At 69.3% G+C, this 16,099-nt stretch carries 19 protein-coding genes and 1 pseudogene; 7 read left to right on the forward strand and 13 right to left on the reverse strand.

Annotation, left to right across the window (positions count from 1 at the left end; translation table 11 throughout):
• The first annotated feature begins 20 nt into the window (after positions 1-20).
• Entirely contained in the window at positions 21-1,097 is a 1,077-nt protein-coding gene (locus tag BM066_RS06560) for an alkene reductase (RefSeq protein ID WP_089925627.1), read from the forward strand.
• 88 nt (positions 1,098-1,185) lie between these two features.
• Positions 1,186-1,620, forward strand: coding sequence for a hypothetical protein (locus tag BM066_RS06565; protein WP_089925630.1), 435 nt, complete (start codon positions 1,186-1,188; stop codon positions 1,618-1,620).
• 170 nt (positions 1,621-1,790) lie between these two features.
• On the opposite strand, the gene BM066_RS06570 is transcribed toward BM066_RS06565, so the two are convergent.
• The 5 genes from BM066_RS06570 to BM066_RS06590 all read right to left on the reverse strand — a co-directional run bounded on the left by BM066_RS06570 (position 1,791) and on the right by BM066_RS06590 (position 5,742).
• The gene (locus BM066_RS06570; RefSeq protein ID WP_089925633.1) at positions 1,791-2,228 is read right to left on the reverse strand and encodes a VOC family protein; all 438 of its coding nucleotides are present in this window, start codon (positions 2,226-2,228) and stop codon (positions 1,791-1,793) included.
• A 92-nt stretch (positions 2,229-2,320) separates the two neighbouring features.
• Positions 2,321-2,503, reverse strand: coding sequence for a hypothetical protein (locus tag BM066_RS06575; protein WP_089925636.1), 183 nt, complete (start codon positions 2,501-2,503; stop codon positions 2,321-2,323).
• Between the two features lie 137 nt (positions 2,504-2,640).
• Positions 2,641-2,967, reverse strand: a complete 327-nt coding sequence (locus BM066_RS06580; protein ID WP_089925640.1) for a hypothetical protein — start codon at positions 2,965-2,967, stop codon at positions 2,641-2,643.
• A gap of 70 nt (positions 2,968-3,037) precedes the next feature.
• Positions 3,038-4,918: an ABCB family ABC transporter ATP-binding protein/permease gene (locus BM066_RS06585; RefSeq protein ID WP_089925643.1), complete on the reverse strand. Its 1,881-nt coding sequence runs from the start codon at positions 4,916-4,918 to the stop codon at positions 3,038-3,040.
• Positions 4,919-4,923: 5 nt separating this feature from the next.
• Complete coding sequence (locus BM066_RS06590; RefSeq protein ID WP_089925646.1) at positions 4,924-5,742, reverse strand: hypothetical protein; 819 nt, start codon at positions 5,740-5,742, stop codon at positions 4,924-4,926.
• A 115-nt stretch (positions 5,743-5,857) separates the two neighbouring features.
• Between BM066_RS06590 and BM066_RS06595 the strand changes: the two genes are divergently transcribed.
• Positions 5,858-6,487 carry an LOG family protein gene (locus BM066_RS06595; RefSeq protein ID WP_089925873.1) on the forward strand — a complete coding sequence of 210 codons (630 nt, stop codon included), beginning with the start codon at positions 5,858-5,860 and terminating at the stop codon, positions 6,485-6,487.
• A 72-nt stretch (positions 6,488-6,559) separates the two neighbouring features.
• On the forward strand, positions 6,560-6,874 hold the full coding sequence (locus BM066_RS06600; RefSeq protein WP_089925649.1) for a CC_3452 family protein: 315 nt from the start codon (positions 6,560-6,562) through the stop codon (positions 6,872-6,874).
• A 63-nt stretch (positions 6,875-6,937) separates the two neighbouring features.
• Here BM066_RS06600 and BM066_RS25880 read toward each other — a convergent pair.
• The 5 genes and pseudogenes from BM066_RS25880 to BM066_RS06620 form a co-directional block, all read right to left on the reverse strand.
• Positions 6,938-7,082, reverse strand: a pseudogene (locus BM066_RS25880) (hypothetical protein).
• 253 nt (positions 7,083-7,335) lie between these two features.
• Positions 7,336-8,493 (reverse strand): acyl-CoA dehydrogenase family protein, encoded by a 1,158-nt coding sequence (locus BM066_RS06605; RefSeq protein ID WP_089925652.1) that lies wholly within the window; start codon positions 8,491-8,493, stop codon positions 7,336-7,338.
• A gap of 207 nt (positions 8,494-8,700) precedes the next feature.
• The gene (locus BM066_RS06610; RefSeq protein ID WP_089925655.1) at positions 8,701-9,915 is read right to left on the reverse strand and encodes an acyl-CoA dehydrogenase family protein; all 1,215 of its coding nucleotides are present in this window, start codon (positions 9,913-9,915) and stop codon (positions 8,701-8,703) included.
• A 136-nt stretch (positions 9,916-10,051) separates the two neighbouring features.
• Positions 10,052-10,933, reverse strand: coding sequence for a nicotinate-nucleotide--dimethylbenzimidazole phosphoribosyltransferase (locus BM066_RS06615; RefSeq protein WP_089925658.1), 882 nt, complete (start codon positions 10,931-10,933; stop codon positions 10,052-10,054).
• A 61-nt stretch (positions 10,934-10,994) separates the two neighbouring features.
• Positions 10,995-11,360, reverse strand: a complete 366-nt coding sequence (locus BM066_RS06620) for a hypothetical protein (RefSeq protein WP_089925661.1) — start codon at positions 11,358-11,360, stop codon at positions 10,995-10,997.
• A 103-nt stretch (positions 11,361-11,463) separates the two neighbouring features.
• On the opposite strand from BM066_RS06620, the gene BM066_RS06625 reads away from it, so the two are divergent.
• Complete coding sequence (locus BM066_RS06625; protein ID WP_369823229.1) at positions 11,464-11,727, forward strand: DUF1289 domain-containing protein; 264 nt, start codon at positions 11,464-11,466, stop codon at positions 11,725-11,727.
• Here BM066_RS06625 and BM066_RS06630 read toward each other — a convergent pair.
• Positions 11,724-12,083: a hypothetical protein gene (locus tag BM066_RS06630; protein WP_089925664.1), complete on the reverse strand. Its 360-nt coding sequence runs from the start codon at positions 12,081-12,083 to the stop codon at positions 11,724-11,726. The two genes, BM066_RS06625 and BM066_RS06630, sit on opposite strands and share 4 nt — an antisense overlap.
• Positions 12,084-12,363: 280 nt before the next feature.
• On the opposite strand from BM066_RS06630, the gene BM066_RS06635 reads away from it, so the two are divergent.
• Entirely contained in the window at positions 12,364-12,864 is a 501-nt protein-coding gene (locus tag BM066_RS06635; protein ID WP_089925667.1) for a TIGR02281 family clan AA aspartic protease, read from the forward strand.
• A 3-nt stretch (positions 12,865-12,867) separates the two neighbouring features.
• Here BM066_RS06635 and dusA read toward each other — a convergent pair whose 3' ends face one another.
• Positions 12,868-13,872: a tRNA dihydrouridine(20/20a) synthase DusA gene (dusA, locus tag BM066_RS06640; protein WP_089925670.1), complete on the reverse strand. Its 1,005-nt coding sequence runs from the start codon at positions 13,870-13,872 to the stop codon at positions 12,868-12,870.
• A gap of 351 nt (positions 13,873-14,223) precedes the next feature.
• Between dusA and BM066_RS06645 the strand changes: the two genes are divergently transcribed.
• Positions 14,224-15,066, forward strand: coding sequence for a fumarylacetoacetate hydrolase family protein (locus tag BM066_RS06645; protein WP_089925672.1), 843 nt, complete (start codon positions 14,224-14,226; stop codon positions 15,064-15,066).
• Positions 15,067-15,112: 46 nt separating this feature from the next.
• Here the strand turns inward: BM066_RS06645 and BM066_RS06650 are convergent, their stop codons facing one another.
• Complete coding sequence (locus BM066_RS06650; protein ID WP_089925879.1) at positions 15,113-16,069, reverse strand: 2-hydroxyacid dehydrogenase; 957 nt, start codon at positions 16,067-16,069, stop codon at positions 15,113-15,115.
• Between the last annotated feature and the right edge of the window lie 30 nt (positions 16,070-16,099).

Raw genomic sequence — 16,099 nt, forward strand, 5'->3', positions numbered from 1 at the left:
ACCGTTTCAGGGACCGTTTCATGCCCACTCTGTTCGATCCGCTTCGCCTCGGCGATCTCGAGCTGCCCAACCGTGTCGTCATGGCGCCGCTGACCCGCCTGCGGGCCGGCCCGACCCAGATCCCCAACGCCCTGATGGCCGACTACTACGCCCAGCGCGCCTCGGCGGGCCTGCTGATCACCGAGGGCGTGCCGGTCGTGCCGCAGGGCGTCGGCTATCCCGGCGTGCCGGGCATTTGGTCCCAGGAGCAGGTCGAGGGCTGGAAGCAGGTCACCCAGGCCGTGCACGACAAGGGCGGCCGCATCTTCATGCAGATCTGGCACGTGGGCCGGGTCTCCGACCCGTCGTTCCATGGCGGCGAACTCCCGGTCGCCCCCAGCGCCATCGCGGCCAAGGGCCATGTCAGCCTGCTGCGCCCCGAACGCCCCTACCCCACGCCCCGCGCCCTGACAACCGAGGAGGTGGTCGGGGTGGTCGAGGCCTTCCGCAAGGGGGCCGAAAACGCCAAGGCGGCCGGCTTCGACGGCGTCGAGATCCACGGCGCCAACGGCTATCTGCTCGACCAGTTCCTGCAGGACGGCTCCAACCAGCGCACCGACCGCTACGGCGGCTCGATCGAGAACCGCGCCCGCCTGATGCTGGAGGTCGCCGACGCCGCCGCCTCGGTGTTCGGCCCGGGCCGAGTCGGCGTGCACCTGGCGCCGCGCGCCGACAGCCACTCGATGGGCGACAGCGACCTGGCCGCCACCTTCGGCTACGTGGCCCGGGAACTGGGCCAGCGCGGCGTCGCCTTCCTGTGCGCCCGCGAATACGACGGCCCCGACAGCCTGGGCGCCGCGCTGAAAGCGGCGTTCGGCGGCGTCTACATCGCCAACGAGAAGTTCACCGCCGCCACCGCCCAGGCGGCCCTTGACGCGGGCAGGGCCGACGCGGTCGCCTTCGGCAAGGCCTATATCGCCAATCCGGACCTGGTGGAGCGCCTGCGCCTGGGCGCGCCGCTGAACGACCCGGACCCGACCACCTTCTACGGCGGCGACGGTCGCGGCTATACCGACTATCCGGCCCTGAGGACGCCCGTCGCGGCCGCGGCCGAATAGGCGGGATTTCCGTTCAAGCCTGTATCCGCCGCGCCATTTGCCGCGTTGGGTCTTCACCACGCGGCGCGTAGCGGATACAGGCTTAACCATGAGCGCGACCAACGATCACTGGAAGACCATCCTGCAGCGCGGCGCCAACGCCCTGGCCTTCCGGATCACCAGCCCGGCCAACGCCGTCAAGCCGACCATGGCGGCCGAGCCGGCGCCGCAGAAGCGCGTCCTGCCGGTCATGGTCTATCACGCGGTGGCCGCCTGCGCCTTGGTCGACGGCTGGGTGGCGGCGGGCGAAGGCGAGATCCTGATCGACCGCCCCGCCGTCCTGGCCCGCCAGAAGCTGGTCAACGCCAAGGCCGCCGAGCCGCCGGGCAGCGCCCAGTCCCCGTTCTCGACCGGCTACGCGGCCGACTACCGGCTGGAGCTGGCGCGGCTGGCCTGGCTGGCGATCATCGACGATCCGGCCCACCGCCTGGAGGCCCTGGCGGCGGCGTACCAGCCGCCGGAGCCGTGGGTGAAGCTGGTTTAGCTTCGATCCGCTCATCCCGGCGAATGCCGGGACCCAGATCCCAAAGCGGCGTGGTGGATTGGAAGAGCTTGGCGCTCCTGGCGTCAGCTATAGAGCCATTCCATCTGGGTCCCGGCATTCGCCGGGATGAGCGGATTTAAGGGCGCGTTCTGAGAGCGAGAAGCCCGCCCCTACCACGCCCCCGTGTTCGGCATCGAGGCCCACGGTTCGGCCGGCTCCAGATTGCCGTCCTGCAGCAGTTCGACCGAGATGTCGTCGGGCGAGCGGACGAAGGCCATGTGGCCGTCGCGCGGCGGGCGGTTGATCGTCACGCCCATGTCCATCAGCCGCCGGCAGGTCTCGTAGATGTCGTCGACCCGATAGGCCAGGTGGCCGAAATTGCGGCCGCCCTGATAGTCCTCGGGATCCCAGTTGTAGGTCAGCTCGACCATCGGCGCCTTGCGCTCCCTGGCCAGCTCGACGTCCTCGGGCGCGGCCAGGAACACGAGGGTGAAACGACCCTTGTCGTTCTCCATCCGGTACATCTCGGTCAGGCCCAGGCCTTCGCAATAGAAGCGCAGCGAGGCGTCGAGGTCCTTCACGCGGACCATGGTGTGCAGATAGCGCATGGGCGGGCTCCTGAGGTCGGATCGGGCGCAGGATACAGCGGCGGACCGCCCCGCCGCACCCCACATTCGTCGGCGGGGACGGTCTCGAAGCCCTATTCGCCGGCCCGCGCGGCCTGGCCTTGCAGCACCTGCTGGGCCCGCTCGACCGCCTCCATCAGGTTGCCCAGGGCAAGGCCTTCCGGGCTGTCGGCGCGGTAGATCTCGCGCAGGGCCGGCACCCGGTCCTTGCAGGCGGCCATGGCGTCCAGGGCCCGATCGATCTTTCGCGTCAGCATGACAGCAAGCGCCTCTTGTTCTTACTTCGTTCTATTCACCCGACCGACGGAGTCAACGCTCCATCCGCTCCGACGGACGGCTTCTCGCGAGTCTGCCGTTCCCTACAAGACCGGACGTTCGAACCTTTCGCGCGCCGTTAGGACGCGAACAGGATCTGATCCGGAGACGAATAGGCCGGCAGGCTGGCACAGGCCGTCGCCGCGGTGGACCAATAGAAACTCAAGGGACGGTTGGACGCCTTGGCCGTCAGCAGCATCGAATAGGCCCGGTCCCGGGCGCCGGCCGACCAGGTCGTCGGAACCGAGCACCAACTCAGACAGCTCTGGTCGGTGCTGAAATAGATGTTGTCGCCCACCAGAACGACCTGATTGATCTTTTCCGACCAGCAGTACTGGGCGGCGTGCGCCGTCGTCGCGGACAACATGAGCGCCACGGCGCCCAGCAGCAGTTTCTTGCCAAACATTCGGATCCCCCTGTTTACCGCCATGGCCGACAGATCGACGACGCCCCAGTTCACGACGGTTAAGTCGCGATCAGGGCATGTCGGCGATCCGGGCCGCCAGGCTGACGCTCTGATTGTCAGGTTTCTCCCGAGTCTGTCGTCGCCACAACGCCGCGTATTCGCCGCCGGCGTCTAAAAGCGCCGCGTGGGCGCCGCGCTCCACGACCTTTCCACGGCGCAGCACGATGATCTCGTCGGCGTCGGCGATGGTCGACAGGCGGTGGGCCACGACCAGGGTCGTGCGCCCGGCCCTCGCCTTGCGCAAGGTGGCCTGGATGGCCGCCTCGGTGCGGCTGTCCAGGGCGCTGGTCGCCTCGTCCAGGATCAGCACGCGGGGGTCGGCCAGCAGGGCCCGGGCGATGCCCACGCGCTGGCGCTCGCCGCCCGACAGCTTCAGCCCGCGCTCGCCGACCTTGGTGGCCATGCCCTCGGGAAGGTTGCGGATGAACTCGCCCAGTTCCGCCGCCTCGGCCGCGGCCCAGACCTCGGCCTCTGAAGCGTCGGGGCGGGCGAAGGCGATGTTGGCCATCAGGGAGTCGTTGAACAGCGCCACGTCCTGCGGCACCAGGGCCACCGCCCGGCGCAGGGAGGCCTGCTTGAGGGCCTTCAGGTCGTGGCCGTCCAGGGTGACCCGGCCGGCCTGGGGATCGATCATCCGCAGGGCCAGGCGCACCAGGGTGGTCTTGCCGGCGCCCGAGGGGCCGACGATGGCCACGGTGGTTCCGGGCCGGGCCGCGAAGGTCACGCCCAGCAGGCCTTCCGAGCGCGCGCCGTGCCGGAACGCCACGCCCTCGAAGGCCACGGCCCCGCCGCGCCGGTCGGCGGCCGGCGGCAGGTCGATGGCGTCGACCGCGTCGGCGACGTCCGGCCTGGCCCGGCGCAGGTCGAGCATGGCCTCCATGTCGATGAACGACTGGCGGATCTCGCGATAGGCGAAGCCCAGGATGTTCAGCGGTCCGTACAGATTGACCAGGATCAGCACGGCGGCGGTGACGTCGCCGGGCCCGATCCGCCCCGCGGCCGCCTCCCCGCCCGCCAGGATGGCCATCACGCCCAACCCCAGGCTCATCACCGCCGACTGCACGCTGTTGAGCAGGGTCAGGGAGTTGGTCGCCTTGATATTGGCCGCGCCATAGGCCGTCAGGGCGGCGTCGTAGCCGTCGACCGCCCGTTCCTCGGCCCCGAAAGCCTTGACCGTCTCGTAGTTCAGGAGCGCGTCCACGGCGCGGCCGGCGGCCTCGGCGTCGGCCTCGTTCATCACCCGCCGGTGGCCGATCCGCCAGTCGGAGATGGCGAAGGTCACCACGCCGTAGATCACCACCGTGACCACCGCCGTCAGGGCGAACCGCCAGTCGTAGGCCTTGGCCAGCACGACGGCGGCCATGACCAGCTCGACCGCGGTCGGCGCGATGTTGAACACCAGGCCGCGCAGCAGGAAGTCCATCGACCGCGCGCCCCGGTCGATCACCCGCGACAGCGAACCGGTGCGCTTGGTCTGGTGGAAGTCGATCGACAGCGACAGGGCGTGGGCGAAGGTCTCGACCGCCGCGCGGGTCTGGGCCGCCTGGGCCACGGGGGTGAACACCGCGTCGCGCGCCTGCGGGGCGACGGCGGCGATGAAGCGGATCAGGGCCCAGCCGCCGGCCAGGGCGGCGAAGGTCAGGCCGACCTGCACCGCCGCCCCCTGCCCCGCGCTCAGCGCATTGACCGCCTTGCCCAGCAGCAACGGCGCCACGACGCCCAGGAACTTGCCGGCGAAGGTGAAGACCAGGGCCAGGGTTACGCGCCAGCGCAGGCCGGGGGCCTTGGAGCGCATCACCAGGCTGAACAGGTCGGCCAGGGCCTTCCAGCCGTTGGCCTTGACCTCGGGGGACGCGACCGCGCCCGCCACGGCCCCCGATCGCGACGCCATGCCCCTCACCGGGCGCCGCCCAGCAGTTGGGTGGTCTGCAGGCCGCCGCCCGGCGTCATCCAGTCGACGCGCCAGCCCGCGGCGGTGAGCGTCGAGGAGGCCGGTCCGCCCTTGGGCGGCATGGGCGGACTGATATCGACGACCACCTGTTGCTCGCCGCCCTCGCCCGCCACCTGGATCACGTGGGTTCCGCCCGCCAGCGGCTGGTCGAGCGAGATCGAGAAGCGGCCGTCCTCGCCGACCTTGCCTTCGCCGCGCGTGACGCGGTCGACGCGCACGCCCAGGCCGGCGCCGGGCGCGCCCACGCCGGAGACCACGCTCCCGCCGCCGCGGTCGTAGTCGATCGCCAGCACGCGCGGCGACGGCGAGCTCTGGCCCATCACCTCGGCCCCGGTCCCGGCGCGCAGCAGCACCGCGGCGCCGTTGGGCGCGACCATCAGATAGCCCTGGGCCTGGACGGTGCGCCCGTTCATCGTCATCGACAGGCCGTAGAGCCGGGGCTCGGCGGCCAGGGGCGCCACCAGCCGCCAGGCGCCGGCCGCGTCGGCCTTGCCCACCAGCGCCTCGCCGGTCGGCGCGCCCAGCCTCACGCTGGCCAGCGGCTCGGCCAGGCCCGACAGCGCCACGACGTCGCCCTGGCGCACCGCTCCCGCCACGCTCGGCGGCTTCAGATAGCTGTCCAGCAACGAAACCGGCTCGGTCTTGGCCGTCGCCGGATCGTGGCGCCAGCCCTTGTCCTCGCGTCCGCAGCCGCCCAGCGCCAGCAGGGCCAGCGCCGCGACGGCGCAGGTCGACTTGAAACCGATCTCGCGAATCCTGATCATGGCGTATCCAACGGCCGACGACGCCCCGACGGCCCGTTTCCTGGCTGTTCACGTGCGGCGCGCCGCCCTTGGGTACAAGGACCGGCGCGCTGTTTATTTTCTGGAGTGGACGACGATGCCCGACCTGTCCAGCGGCCAAGCCGCCGTCGCGGAGGCCGCCAAAGCCGTCTGCGTCTATTGCGGCTCGTCGAACACGGCCGACCCGGCCTTCATCGAGGCGGCGTTCGAGATCGGCAGGGATTTCGCCAGGGCCGGGCTGAAGCTGGTCTATGGCGGCGGCGGCGTGGGGCTGATGGGCGCCACGGCGCGCGGAGCCCACGCGGCCGGCGGCCAGGTCCTGGGCATCATTCCCGAGTTCCTGCGCGGCCGCGAGCAGCCGTTCGACGACGTCGAGACGGTGATCGTCACCTCGATGCACGAGCGCAAGATGATGATGTTCGAGCGCTCGGACGCGTTCGTCGTGCTGCCCGGCGGCATCGGCACCCTGGAGGAGATCATCGAGCTCCTGTCCTGGCGGCGCCTGGACCTGCACCGCAAGCCGATCGTCTTCCACAATCCGACCGGCTTCTGGGACCCGCTGTTCGCGCTGCTGCGGCACACCATCGACCAGGGCCTGACCCCGCCCTCCCTGGCCGACTGCTGGCGGGTGGCGGACCAGGCCGGCGACATCACGCCCATCCTGCTGGCGTGGCTGGCGGAAACCGGGCAGGAAGAGGCGACATCAAACGTTCGTTTGTTGACTTAGTTGCGAAACGCAACCAATTGTGTCCACAGCCGGCCTCCCAGTGTCGGCCTTAGGGGATGATAGGAAACAAGCATGCGTATCTTCATGACCGCGCTGGTCGCGGCCTCCGCCCTGTCCACTCTTGGTATGGCGACCGGCGCTTTCGCCGCCGAAGGCGCTGTCCTCAAGCTGAAGGCGCCCAGCAAGGCGCCTACCCTGATCCAGGACGGCGCCATGTGGCGCTGCAACGGCGACGTCTGCGCCGCCCCCCAGGTCAAGTCGCTGCCGATCGGCCGGGCCTGCCGCAAGGTCGCCGCCGAACTCGGCGCGGTCGTCAGCTTCAACTATCGCGGCGCGGACCTGGACGACGCCGGCATCGCCGATTGCAACACGGCCGCCAAGCCGTAGGCTCGCATCTCTCGAAATGACGAACAGGGGCGGACCGCCAGGCGGGCCGCCCCTTTTTCTCGTTCATGCCTGTTTGCGGCCGGAGGGCTTGGGCTCGGTGACCGGCGGCTTCGGCGCTTGCCGTCCCCCGACCAGCATCCCGCCCATCAGGGCGAAGGACAGCATGGCGTGGTTCATCTTCGATACGTTCATTGGCGGCGTCTCCCAGACTTGGCCGTTGGACCAGGAGACGCGCGCGGCTTACAGGGGCTCCCACCCTCCTAGTCGTCAGCGCGTCGACGCAAAGCATGCGCCAGCTTGGCCGGCTTGCAACAAAAATCATCCGAACCCTGACGAATTCAGTGCACGGACAATCCTTGTTTTCCTTGGCGCGCAAAGCCTTGCGCCGGAAAGAAAACGCCGCCCGCGACGGCGTGTCGCGGACGGCTTGAGCTTCAATCAGCGGTTGTCCGTGGACGGCGTCAGGCCGCCTTGCCGCTCACGGGTCCGAACGACAGCGATTCGTAGCGCTTCAGGTGATGGTCGACCGAGCCGAACAGGCCCTCGATCAGCGAAGCGCGCTTGAAGTAGTGGCCGATCGCCAGTTCGTCGGTCATGCCCATGCCGCCGTGGATCTGGATGGCGTTCTGGCCCACGAACTTGCAGGCCCGGCCGATGCGGACCTTGGCGGCAGAAACCGCCTTGGCGCGCTCGTCGTCGCCCTCGTCCAGCTTGATGGTGGCCATGTAGGTCATCGACACGGCCTGCTCGACCTCGATGAACATGTCGACCATCCGGTGCTGCAGCACCTGGAAATTGCTGATGGCCGTGCCGAACTGCTTGCGCTGCCTGGCGTAGTCCAGGGTGCCCTCGTGCAGCTTGCGCAGCACGCCCACGGCCTCGGCGCCGACGGCCGCCGTGGCCTCGTCGATCACCTTGTCGACCAGGGGCAGGCCGCCGCCCTCCTCGCCGATCAGGGCGTCGGCCGGGATGGAGACGTTCTCGAAATAGACCTCCGAGGCGCGACCGCCGTCGACGGTGGGATAGTCACGGGTGACGATCCCCTTCAGGCTCTTGTCGACCAGGAACACCGAGACGCCGCCCGTGTCGCGCTGGGCCCCGCCGGTGCGGGCGGTGACCACTAGGTGACTGGCGAACGGCGCGCCGACCACCACGGCCTTGTGGCCGTTCAGGACATAGCCCGAGCCTTCCTTCTTGGCCGTGGTCTTCAGGTCGCGCCAGGTGTAGCGGGCCTGCGGCTCGGCATAGGCGAAGGCGATGGTGGTCGCGCCGGCCACGATCCCCTCGATCACCGACGCCGCGCCGGCGTAGCCCGAGTGCTTCATGAAGCCGCCGCCGATCACCACCGTGCCCAGATAGGGCTCGATAACCAGGGCTTTGCCGAACTCCTCCATGATGATCATGTTGTCGATCGCGCCGCCGCCCAGGCCGCCCAGATCCTCGCTGAACGAAGCCCCCAGGATGCCCAATTCCTCGGCGAAGGCCTTCCAGTAATCGGCCCGCCAGCCGCTCTCGGAGGCCACGATCTTGCGGCGGGTCTCGAAGTCGTACTTGTCCTGCAGGAAGCTCGCGACCGTGTCGCGGACCATCGACTGCTCTTCGGTGAAGTTGAAGTCCATCCCTGAAGTCTCCGGATCTCGTTCTTCGGCGCTGGGCCGCTCGTTGTTGGTTCCTTCTCCCCTTGCGGGAGAAGGTGGCGTCCGAAGGACGTCGGATGAGGGGTCACGCCGGCTTTTCGGCTTCGATCCTACGCGGCTGAACGCACCTCCAACCCCTCATCCGTCGCTTCGCGACACCTTCTCCCGCAAGGGGAGAAGGGAAGGTCGTCAAAGCCCCAGCACCATCTTGGCGATGATGTTGCGCTGGATTTCGTTGGAGCCGCCGTAGATCGAGGTCTTGCGGACGTTGAAATAGGTCGGGGCGGCGCGGTGGGCGAAGTCGGGGCCGATCGGGTGGGCGTTGTCGCCGTCGTTCGGGAAGCCGCGGAAATACGGCGCGCCATAGTGCCCGGCCGCCTCCAGCACCAGCTCGGTGATCCGCTGCTGGATCTCGGTGCCCTTGATCTTCAGCAACGAGGATTCCGGACCGGGGCCCTTGCCGGCCGCTTCACCCGCCAGGGTGCGCAGCTCGGTATATTCCAGGGCGGTCAGGTCGATCTCCAGGTCGGCGACCTTGCGCTTGAACGCCGGGTCGGCCAGCAGCGGCTGGCCGTCGTCGCCCAGTTCGGCGGACGCGATCTGGCGGATGCGCTCGATGCCGCGCTTGGAGCGCGCCACGCCGGCGATGCCGCTGCGCTCGTGGGCCAGCAGGAACTTGGCGCAGGTCCAGCCCTTGTTCTCCTCGTAGATGCGGTTCTCGACCGGCACCTTGACGTTCTCGAGCCAGACCTCGTTGACCTCGTGCTCGCCGCCCAGGGTGATGATCGGCCGCACGGTCACGCCCGGCGACTTCATGTCGATCAGCAGGAACGAGATGCCTTCCTGGATCTTGGCGGTCGGGTCGGTGCGGACCAGGCAGAAGATCCAGTCGCCGTGTTGGGCCAGGGTGGTCCAGGTCTTCTGACCGTTGACCAGGTAGTACTCCTTGCCGTCATCGCCGGTGAAGCGCTCGGCCTTGGTCTTCAGACTGGCCAGGTCCGAACCCGCGCCCGGCTCGGAATAGCCCTGGGCCCACCAGATGTCGCCCGACAGGGTCGGCGGCAGAAAGCGTTCCTTCTGCTCGGGCGTGGCGAAGGTGTAGATCACCGGCCCGACCATGTTGATGCCGAACGGCAGGATCGGCACGCAGTCGGCGCGGGCGGTCTCCTCCGACCAGATGTAGCGCTGCACCGAGGTCCAGCCCGGGCCGCCGTACTTCTCAGGCCAGGCCGGAGCCACCCAGCCCTTCTTGGCCAGGATGCGGTGCCAGGACAGGAAGTCTTCCTTGGCCATCTCCTCGCCCTCCTCCTGCTTCTCGCGCAGGCCGGCGGGGTAGTTCTCGGCGATGAAGGCGCGGACCTCGTCGCGGAACGCGACGTCTTCAGGCGAGAAATCGAGGTTCATGGCGGACTCCCGGAAACCGGCCCTCTGCGGGGGCCGTCTTTGGCTTTCGGGGAGTCACCTTAGAGTTCGAACGAGCGTTTGGAAAGATGACCTTAGCGTCAACGTAAACAATGTTCAGGTTACGCCGGCGAGACCTCTAGCGCACCTCGCAGGCCAGCCGGACCAGGGCCAGGGCGGTCACCCCGCCGACGCCCTCTTCCTCGCGGATGTCCAGGGCGATCAGCGGCCGTTTTCCCAGCGCCTCCAGCAGGCGGGCGTGGCCTTTGGCGATCCCGACATGGCCGGCCTCGCAGTGGGCGATCAGGGCCGGATCGATCGCGTGCAGCACAGCGGCGGCGGCGGCGGCGGCGTAGCCGTCCAGCAGCACCGGTATCTTCTGGACGCGGGCGGCCAGGATCGCCCCGACCAGGGCGGCGGTCTCGCGGCCGCCCAGCTGGCGCAGGGCCTGCAGCGGGTCGGACAGGTCGTCCTCGGCCGCGGTGCGAGCTACGGCGGCGGCGATCGGTTCGGGCGCCGCGCTCCAGTCCGAAGCCTCGCCGCCGAACAGAGCCAGGGCGATGGCGCCGGCGGCGCGGTCGGTCTCGGCGGCGATCACGCCGGGGATCAGCAGGTCGGGCTGCTTGGCCAGGGCCTCCATGCCGAAGGCCATGGTCGCGGCGCATTCCTTTTCGCTCATCGACGCCTTCTGGACCGCGTCCGGCGTCGGGCGGTCGATGGCCAGGTCGAAGGCTTCCAGCCCCGCGCCCTGGGCGCCGGCGATGCGGCAGACATTGGCCCCGCCGGCGGCCACGGCCTCCAGGCGCTCGCGGGCCCAGCCGCGCGGCCCCACGCCTTGGCGCGCCCCGGCATAGAGGGCGACCACCGGACGCAACACCACCGGCGGCGTCTTGCCGGTCCAGGCCGTCAGCCAGCCCGAGATCTCGGCCAAGCGATCCCCGCCCTCGAAGGTCGAGGCCGGAACGGCGGGCGCGTCGGCGGCCAGCTTGCGGATGTCGTCGAAGGGAGAAGCTGCGGTCATGAGGCGCGGACTTAAGCCAGGCCGCGCCCGATGCAAAGTCCGCTTCGACGCGCCGACGCCGTCAGGCCCCGGCGGGCGTGGCCGCCGAGGCGGTCGACGACGTCTCGACCAACGCCTTGCAGACCCCGTCGCGCTCGGCGATCAGCGCGGCCTTGAGATTGTTCTTGGCCTTGCCGGCCTGGGACCTGGCGGCCTGTTCGGCGTTCTCGGCGCGGTTCTGGACCAGCGGGTCGCGGCCGCGGCCCTGGGTCTTCACGAAGGCTTGCAGGGCGGTCGCGTCCGAGGGGCCCAGATTGGCGGCCTTGGCCAGGCCGAGGCAGCGTGAGGCGCGCACGAGCTCGCTGTCGCTGACCCGGTCGGCGGCGAAGGCCGGGGCGGCCGCCGAGGCGGCGAGCACGGTGGCGAGGGTGAGACCGAGGATACGCATGGGTGGCTCCTTGTCTTGAGAGGGATGGCAGACGCTGTCGACGCATGGGGCCGCGCCACGAGCCGCCCTTGCGCGGCCCGCCCAGAACGGCGACATACGGGGCATGAGCTCGGCCACGCCCCCGAAAGTCCTGGATGGCGACACGTTGAATTCGGCGCCCCGCCCTCCCCGCCCGATCGCGACGCCTTGCGTGAAGGTCTGCGCGGTGGACGGGCGGAGCGGCTTTTGCCTGGGCTGCCGACGAACCCTTCCGGAGATCGCCGGCTGGGCCCGCCTGAGCGACGAGGAACGGGCGGCGATCATGGCCGCCCTGCCTCACCGCCCGGACCCGATGGCCAGCCTCACGACCGACCTGGGCGCAACCTAGTTCGACGTATTGACGGCCGCGCCGGTCGTCGCCTCGCTCAGCCAGGCCGTGCAGGCGCCGGAACGTTCGGCCAGCAGCTTTTCCTTCTTGGCGCCGTCGGCTGCGTTGGCTTCCTTCAGGGCCGAGTTCATCTTGTTGACCATCGACGTGCGGACGGCCAGTTCGCGGGCGGAAGACTCGGTCTTCAGAAGGGCGTCGATCTTGGTGGTGTCCAGCTTGCCAAGCGTTTCCGATCCGGCCAGGCCGCGGCAGCGTGCAGCTTTCAGCAGGTCCAGGTTGCTGACGGCGGCGGAGGCCTGAGCGGCGAACGCCAGAGCCGAAACGGCGACGGTGGCGGCGACAACGATCTTCTTCATGGCACATTCCCTCGACAAAGCGGGCTTTCCCGTTGAGAAACGGTATGTGCCGTTACAGCGTACTTTTTAAGTTAAATCGAAGTTATATTGCACATTACGCAAGTGTAATATTGATCAACGACAGTATTACAACTTTTTAATTTGCCAATGTATTATTGATTGATTAACCTTGACCATTCGCTACAGGTCGCCGATTCACCGGTTGAAAACCCATTCGCGGCTATTCTCCCCGCAACGGCCGTAGAAACGGCCAGACAGCCTGTATGGCGGGGTGACTTCGATGTTCAAGTTCGCGGCCATCGTGATCGTAGGCGCGCTCTCGGCGGTTGGGGCGGCGAAGGCCGTCGTGTCGCTGGACGCGCTGCGCCAGCCGGACCTGCGCGGCCCCGCCCCCGCCGTGGCGACCGCCGACGACGGCGCCGCCCAGATCGTCAAGGCCGCCGACGGCCACTTCTGGGCCGAGGCCAAGGTCGACGGCCGCGCCGTGCGCTTCCTGATCGACACCGGCGCCACCGCCGTCGCCCTCAGCCAGACCGACGCCAAGCGGCTGGGCATCGACACCCGGGCGCTGGACTACAGCTACAAGGTCATGACCGCCTCGGGCGAGACTCGCGCCGCCTCGGTCAAGCTGGCCAGCGTCTCGGTGGCCGGCGCCCAGGTGCGCGACGTCGAGGCCCTGGTCGTCGAGAAGGGCCTGGAGACCTCGCTGCTGGGCATGAGCTATCTGGGCCGGCTGTCCAGCTTCCAGGCCACGCCCCGCGCCCTGGTCCTGCGTTCGTAGGGTCTAGCTGGCGACCGCATCCAGCGCCCGGACCTCGCGCGCGTCGACCGCCTGACGGACGGCGGCCAGGGCGCGGTCGACGACCTCCAGCCCGGCGCCGTGCTTCACGCCCTCGACGGTCAGGATCCGGCGCCAGGCGCGCGCGCCCGGCAGGCCGTGGAACAGGCCCAGCATGTGACGGCTCATCGCCGCCAGGTGCACGCCCGCCGCCAGCTGGGCGGCCATGTAGGGCTTGTAGAGCTCGACCGCCTCGAACGCGTCGACATCGGCGACGTCCTCGCCGAACACGCGGCGGTCGACCTGGCCCAGCAGGCCCGGCTCGTGATAGGCCGCCCGGCCCAGCATCGCCCCGTCCACATGCTCCAGCTGGGCCAGCGCCACGTCGAGGTCCGGAATCCCACCGTTGATCACGATGGTCAGGTTCGGACGTTCGCGCTTGAGCCGGTGGACCAGCGGATAGTCCAGCGGCGGCACGTCGCGGTTTTCCTTCGGCGACAGGCCCTTCAGCCAGGCCTTGCGGGCGTGGACCACGAAGCCGGTGACGCCGGCCTGGGCCGACAGGTCGACCAGTTCGAACAGACTCTCTTCCGGGTCCTGGTCGTCGACGCCGATCCGGCACTTGACCGTCACCGGCACGGACACCGCCGCGGCCATGGCCGCCATGCAGTCGGCCACCAGTTGCGGTTCGCGCATCAGACAGGCCCCGAACCGGCCGCTCTGCACCCGGTCGGAGGGGCAGCCGACGTTCAGATTGATCTCGTCATAACCCCAGTCCTCGCCGATCCTGGCGGCGGCGGCCAGGTCGGCTGGCTCGGACCCGCCCAGTTGCAGCGCCACCGGATGCTGGCCGGCGTCAAACCCCAGCAGCTTCTCGCGATCGCCGTTCAGCACCGCGCCGCTGGTCACCATCTCGGAATACAGCAGCGCCCGGCGCGACAGCACCCGGTGCAGTGACCGGCAATGGCGGTCGCTCCAATCCATCATCGGCGCAACGGAAAGCTTGGACATAGGGCGTTGACTTAGTTCGCGATCTTCACTGGGCCGGCCACTGCGGAGCTGGGGCGGTCGTCGATGGATATCAAGGCGTCAGGGATGTCGTGCGCAATAACACGCCCCAGGTCACTTGTGTATGCGTAGGCCGGTCAAGGACGCCGCTTGCGCCACCAGGTCCTCCGCATCGCGCGCTCGGATCAATGGCCGCCGCGCCGCCGCGCCTGTTCGACAACAACGACGCCGCACCTTCATCGCCGAGCCGCCCTGGCGGTTCACCCAGCCTGCGACGAGTCCGGCTTTACAACAGGCGCCGTTAACGTCATCGACGGCGGCTGGGTCAACTCGTCCCAGGCAAGAGGATACTTCATGAAACTGCTCCGCTTCGGCACGGCCGGCCAGGAAAAGCCCGGCGTTCTGGACGCCCAGGGCCGGGTGCGCGACCTCAGCGGCGTGGTCGCCGACATCGACGGCGCAGCCCTGTCCGACGAGTCGCTGGCCCGGCTGCGCGCCCTGGACCTCGGCGCCCTGCCCCTGGCGCCGGCGGATGTCCGCTACGGCCCCTGCGTGGGCAAGGTCGGCAAGTTCCTGTGCATCGGCCTGAACTACGCCGACCATGCCGCCGAATCCGGCCTGCCGATCCCGGACGAGCCGGTGCTGTTCACCAAGGCCATCTCGGCGATCACCGGCCCCGACGACACGGTGCTGAAGCCGCGCGGCTCGACCAAGCTGGATTGGGAGGTCGAGCTGGGCGTGGTGATCGGCAAGACCGCCAGCTATGTCGAGGAAAAGGACGCCGAGGCCCACATCGCCGGCTACTGCGTGATCAACGACGTTTCCGAGCGCGCCTTCCAGATCGAGCGCGGCGGCACCTGGGACAAGGGCAAGGGCTGCGACACCTTCGGCCCCATCGGCCCCTGGCTGGTGACGCGCGACGAGGTCCCCGACCCGGCGAACCTGAAGATGTGGCTGACCGTCAACGGCAAGACGTTCCAGAACGGCTCCACCGCCACGATGATCTTCAAGCCCGCCTTCATCGTCGCCTACGTCTCGCAGTTCATGACCCTGCATCCCGGCGACGTCATCTCGACCGGCACCCCGCCCGGCGTGGGCCTGGGACAGCGGCCGGAGGTCTATCTGGACGTCGGCGACGTGATGGAACTGGGCATCGACGGCCTGGGCCAGCAGCGGCAGGTCGTCGGCCAGGCCTGAGGTCCTCGCCTGGGCCGCCGCGCGGTGGTCCAGGCGCCAGTCTGTTTCAGGCCACCCGGTCCAGCGGCGGCTCGCCGTCGAAGAACCGGTCCAGGTTGTCGGCCACGCGCTGGCCCATGGCGATGCGGGTCTCCAGGGTCGCGCTGCCCAGGTGCGGCAGCAGCACGGTGTTGGGCGCGGCCAGCAAGACGGGATCGACCCTGGGCTCGCCCTGGTAGACATCCAGCCCCGCGCCGGCGATCGTCCCGTCGGCCAGGGCCTGGGCCAGGTCGGCCTCGGCCACCACCGAGCCGCGCGCGGTGTTGATCAGGATCGCCGTCGGCTTCATCCGCGCCAGCAGGGCCGCGTCGACCAGATGACGGGTCTCGGGACCGCCGGGGGTGTGCAGCGACAGCACGTCGGCCGTCGCCGCCAGGCTCTCCAGCGTGTCGTGATAGGTCGCGCCGTCCTCATCGGCCGCGCGCCGGCGGCTGTAATAGGCGATCTCCATGCCCAGGGCGGCGCGCGCCCGCCGGGCGGTGGCCTTGGCGATGCGGCCATAGCCGACCAGGCCCAGGGTCTTGCCCGCCAGGGACTGGCCCAGCAGGTGGGTGGGCCGCCAGCCGATCCACCGGCCGGCCCGCAGCTCGCGTTCGCCCTCGCCGGCCCGACGGCTGGTCATCAGCATCAGCAGCAACGCCAGCTCGGCGGTGGCGTCGGTCAGCACGTCCGGCGTGTTGGTCACCACGATCCCGGCCGCCTTCGCCGCCGCCAGGTCGATGTGCTCGTAACCCGCGCCGTAGTTGGCGATGATTCTCACCCGCGCGCCGGGCGCGGCCAGGACCTCGGCGGTCACCTGGTCCGAAACCGTCGGGCACAGGGCGTCATACGCGCCCATCGCCGCCCGTACCTGGTCAACGGTCAGCGGCGTGTCGGTCTCGTTCAGCGTCACGTCGTAACGCTGGCGCAGCCGCGCCTCGACCGCCTCGGGCCAGCGGCGGCTGATCAGGATCCTGGGTTTCATGTCCTCGCTCAGATCGGGCCGCAGGCTGGA

Origin of the sequence: Caulobacter sp. UNC279MFTsu5.1, from assembly GCF_900114015.1 — a bacterium.
In the GTDB taxonomy this organism is placed as follows: Bacteria; Pseudomonadota; Alphaproteobacteria; order Caulobacterales; family Caulobacteraceae; genus Caulobacter.

Excerpts from the sequence above, each read along its gene's own strand:
- BM066_RS06595 (WP_089925873.1), top strand. The coding sequence starts at position 5,858 with ATGCCCGACCTGTCCAGCGGCCAAGCCGCCGTCGCGGAGGCCGCCAAA.
- BM066_RS06645 (WP_089925672.1), top strand. The coding sequence starts at position 14,224 with ATGAAACTGCTCCGCTTCGGCACGGCCGGCCAGGAAAAGCCCGGCGTT.
- BM066_RS06580 (WP_089925640.1), bottom strand. The coding sequence starts at position 2,967 with ATGTTTGGCAAGAAACTGCTGCTGGGCGCCGTGGCGCTCATGTTGTCC.
- BM066_RS06620 (WP_089925661.1), bottom strand. The coding sequence starts at position 11,360 with ATGCGTATCCTCGGTCTCACCCTCGCCACCGTGCTCGCCGCCTCGGCG.
- BM066_RS06615 (WP_089925658.1), bottom strand. The coding sequence starts at position 10,933 with ATGACCGCAGCTTCTCCCTTCGACGACATCCGCAAGCTGGCCGCCGAC.
- BM066_RS06635 (WP_089925667.1), top strand. The coding sequence starts at position 12,364 with ATGTTCAAGTTCGCGGCCATCGTGATCGTAGGCGCGCTCTCGGCGGTT.
- BM066_RS06650 (WP_089925879.1), bottom strand. The coding sequence starts at position 16,069 with ATGAAACCCAGGATCCTGATCAGCCGCCGCTGGCCCGAGGCGGTCGAG.
- BM066_RS06630 (WP_089925664.1), bottom strand. The coding sequence starts at position 12,083 with ATGAAGAAGATCGTTGTCGCCGCCACCGTCGCCGTTTCGGCTCTGGCG.
- BM066_RS06600 (WP_089925649.1), top strand. The coding sequence starts at position 6,560 with ATGCGTATCTTCATGACCGCGCTGGTCGCGGCCTCCGCCCTGTCCACT.
- BM066_RS06565 (WP_089925630.1), top strand. The coding sequence starts at position 1,186 with ATGAGCGCGACCAACGATCACTGGAAGACCATCCTGCAGCGCGGCGCC.
- BM066_RS06625 (WP_369823229.1), top strand. The coding sequence starts at position 11,464 with ATGAGCTCGGCCACGCCCCCGAAAGTCCTGGATGGCGACACGTTGAAT.
- BM066_RS06575 (WP_089925636.1), bottom strand. The coding sequence starts at position 2,503 with ATGCTGACGCGAAAGATCGATCGGGCCCTGGACGCCATGGCCGCCTGC.
- BM066_RS06585 (WP_089925643.1), bottom strand. The coding sequence starts at position 4,918 with ATGGCGTCGCGATCGGGGGCCGTGGCGGGCGCGGTCGCGTCCCCCGAG.
- BM066_RS06605 (WP_089925652.1), bottom strand. The coding sequence starts at position 8,493 with ATGGACTTCAACTTCACCGAAGAGCAGTCGATGGTCCGCGACACGGTC.
- BM066_RS06560 (WP_089925627.1), top strand. The coding sequence starts at position 21 with ATGCCCACTCTGTTCGATCCGCTTCGCCTCGGCGATCTCGAGCTGCCC.
- BM066_RS06570 (WP_089925633.1), bottom strand. The coding sequence starts at position 2,228 with ATGCGCTATCTGCACACCATGGTCCGCGTGAAGGACCTCGACGCCTCG.
- dusA (WP_089925670.1), bottom strand. The coding sequence starts at position 13,872 with ATGTCCAAGCTTTCCGTTGCGCCGATGATGGATTGGAGCGACCGCCAT.
- BM066_RS06590 (WP_089925646.1), bottom strand. The coding sequence starts at position 5,742 with ATGATCAGGATTCGCGAGATCGGTTTCAAGTCGACCTGCGCCGTCGCG.
- BM066_RS06610 (WP_089925655.1), bottom strand. The coding sequence starts at position 9,915 with ATGAACCTCGATTTCTCGCCTGAAGACGTCGCGTTCCGCGACGAGGTC.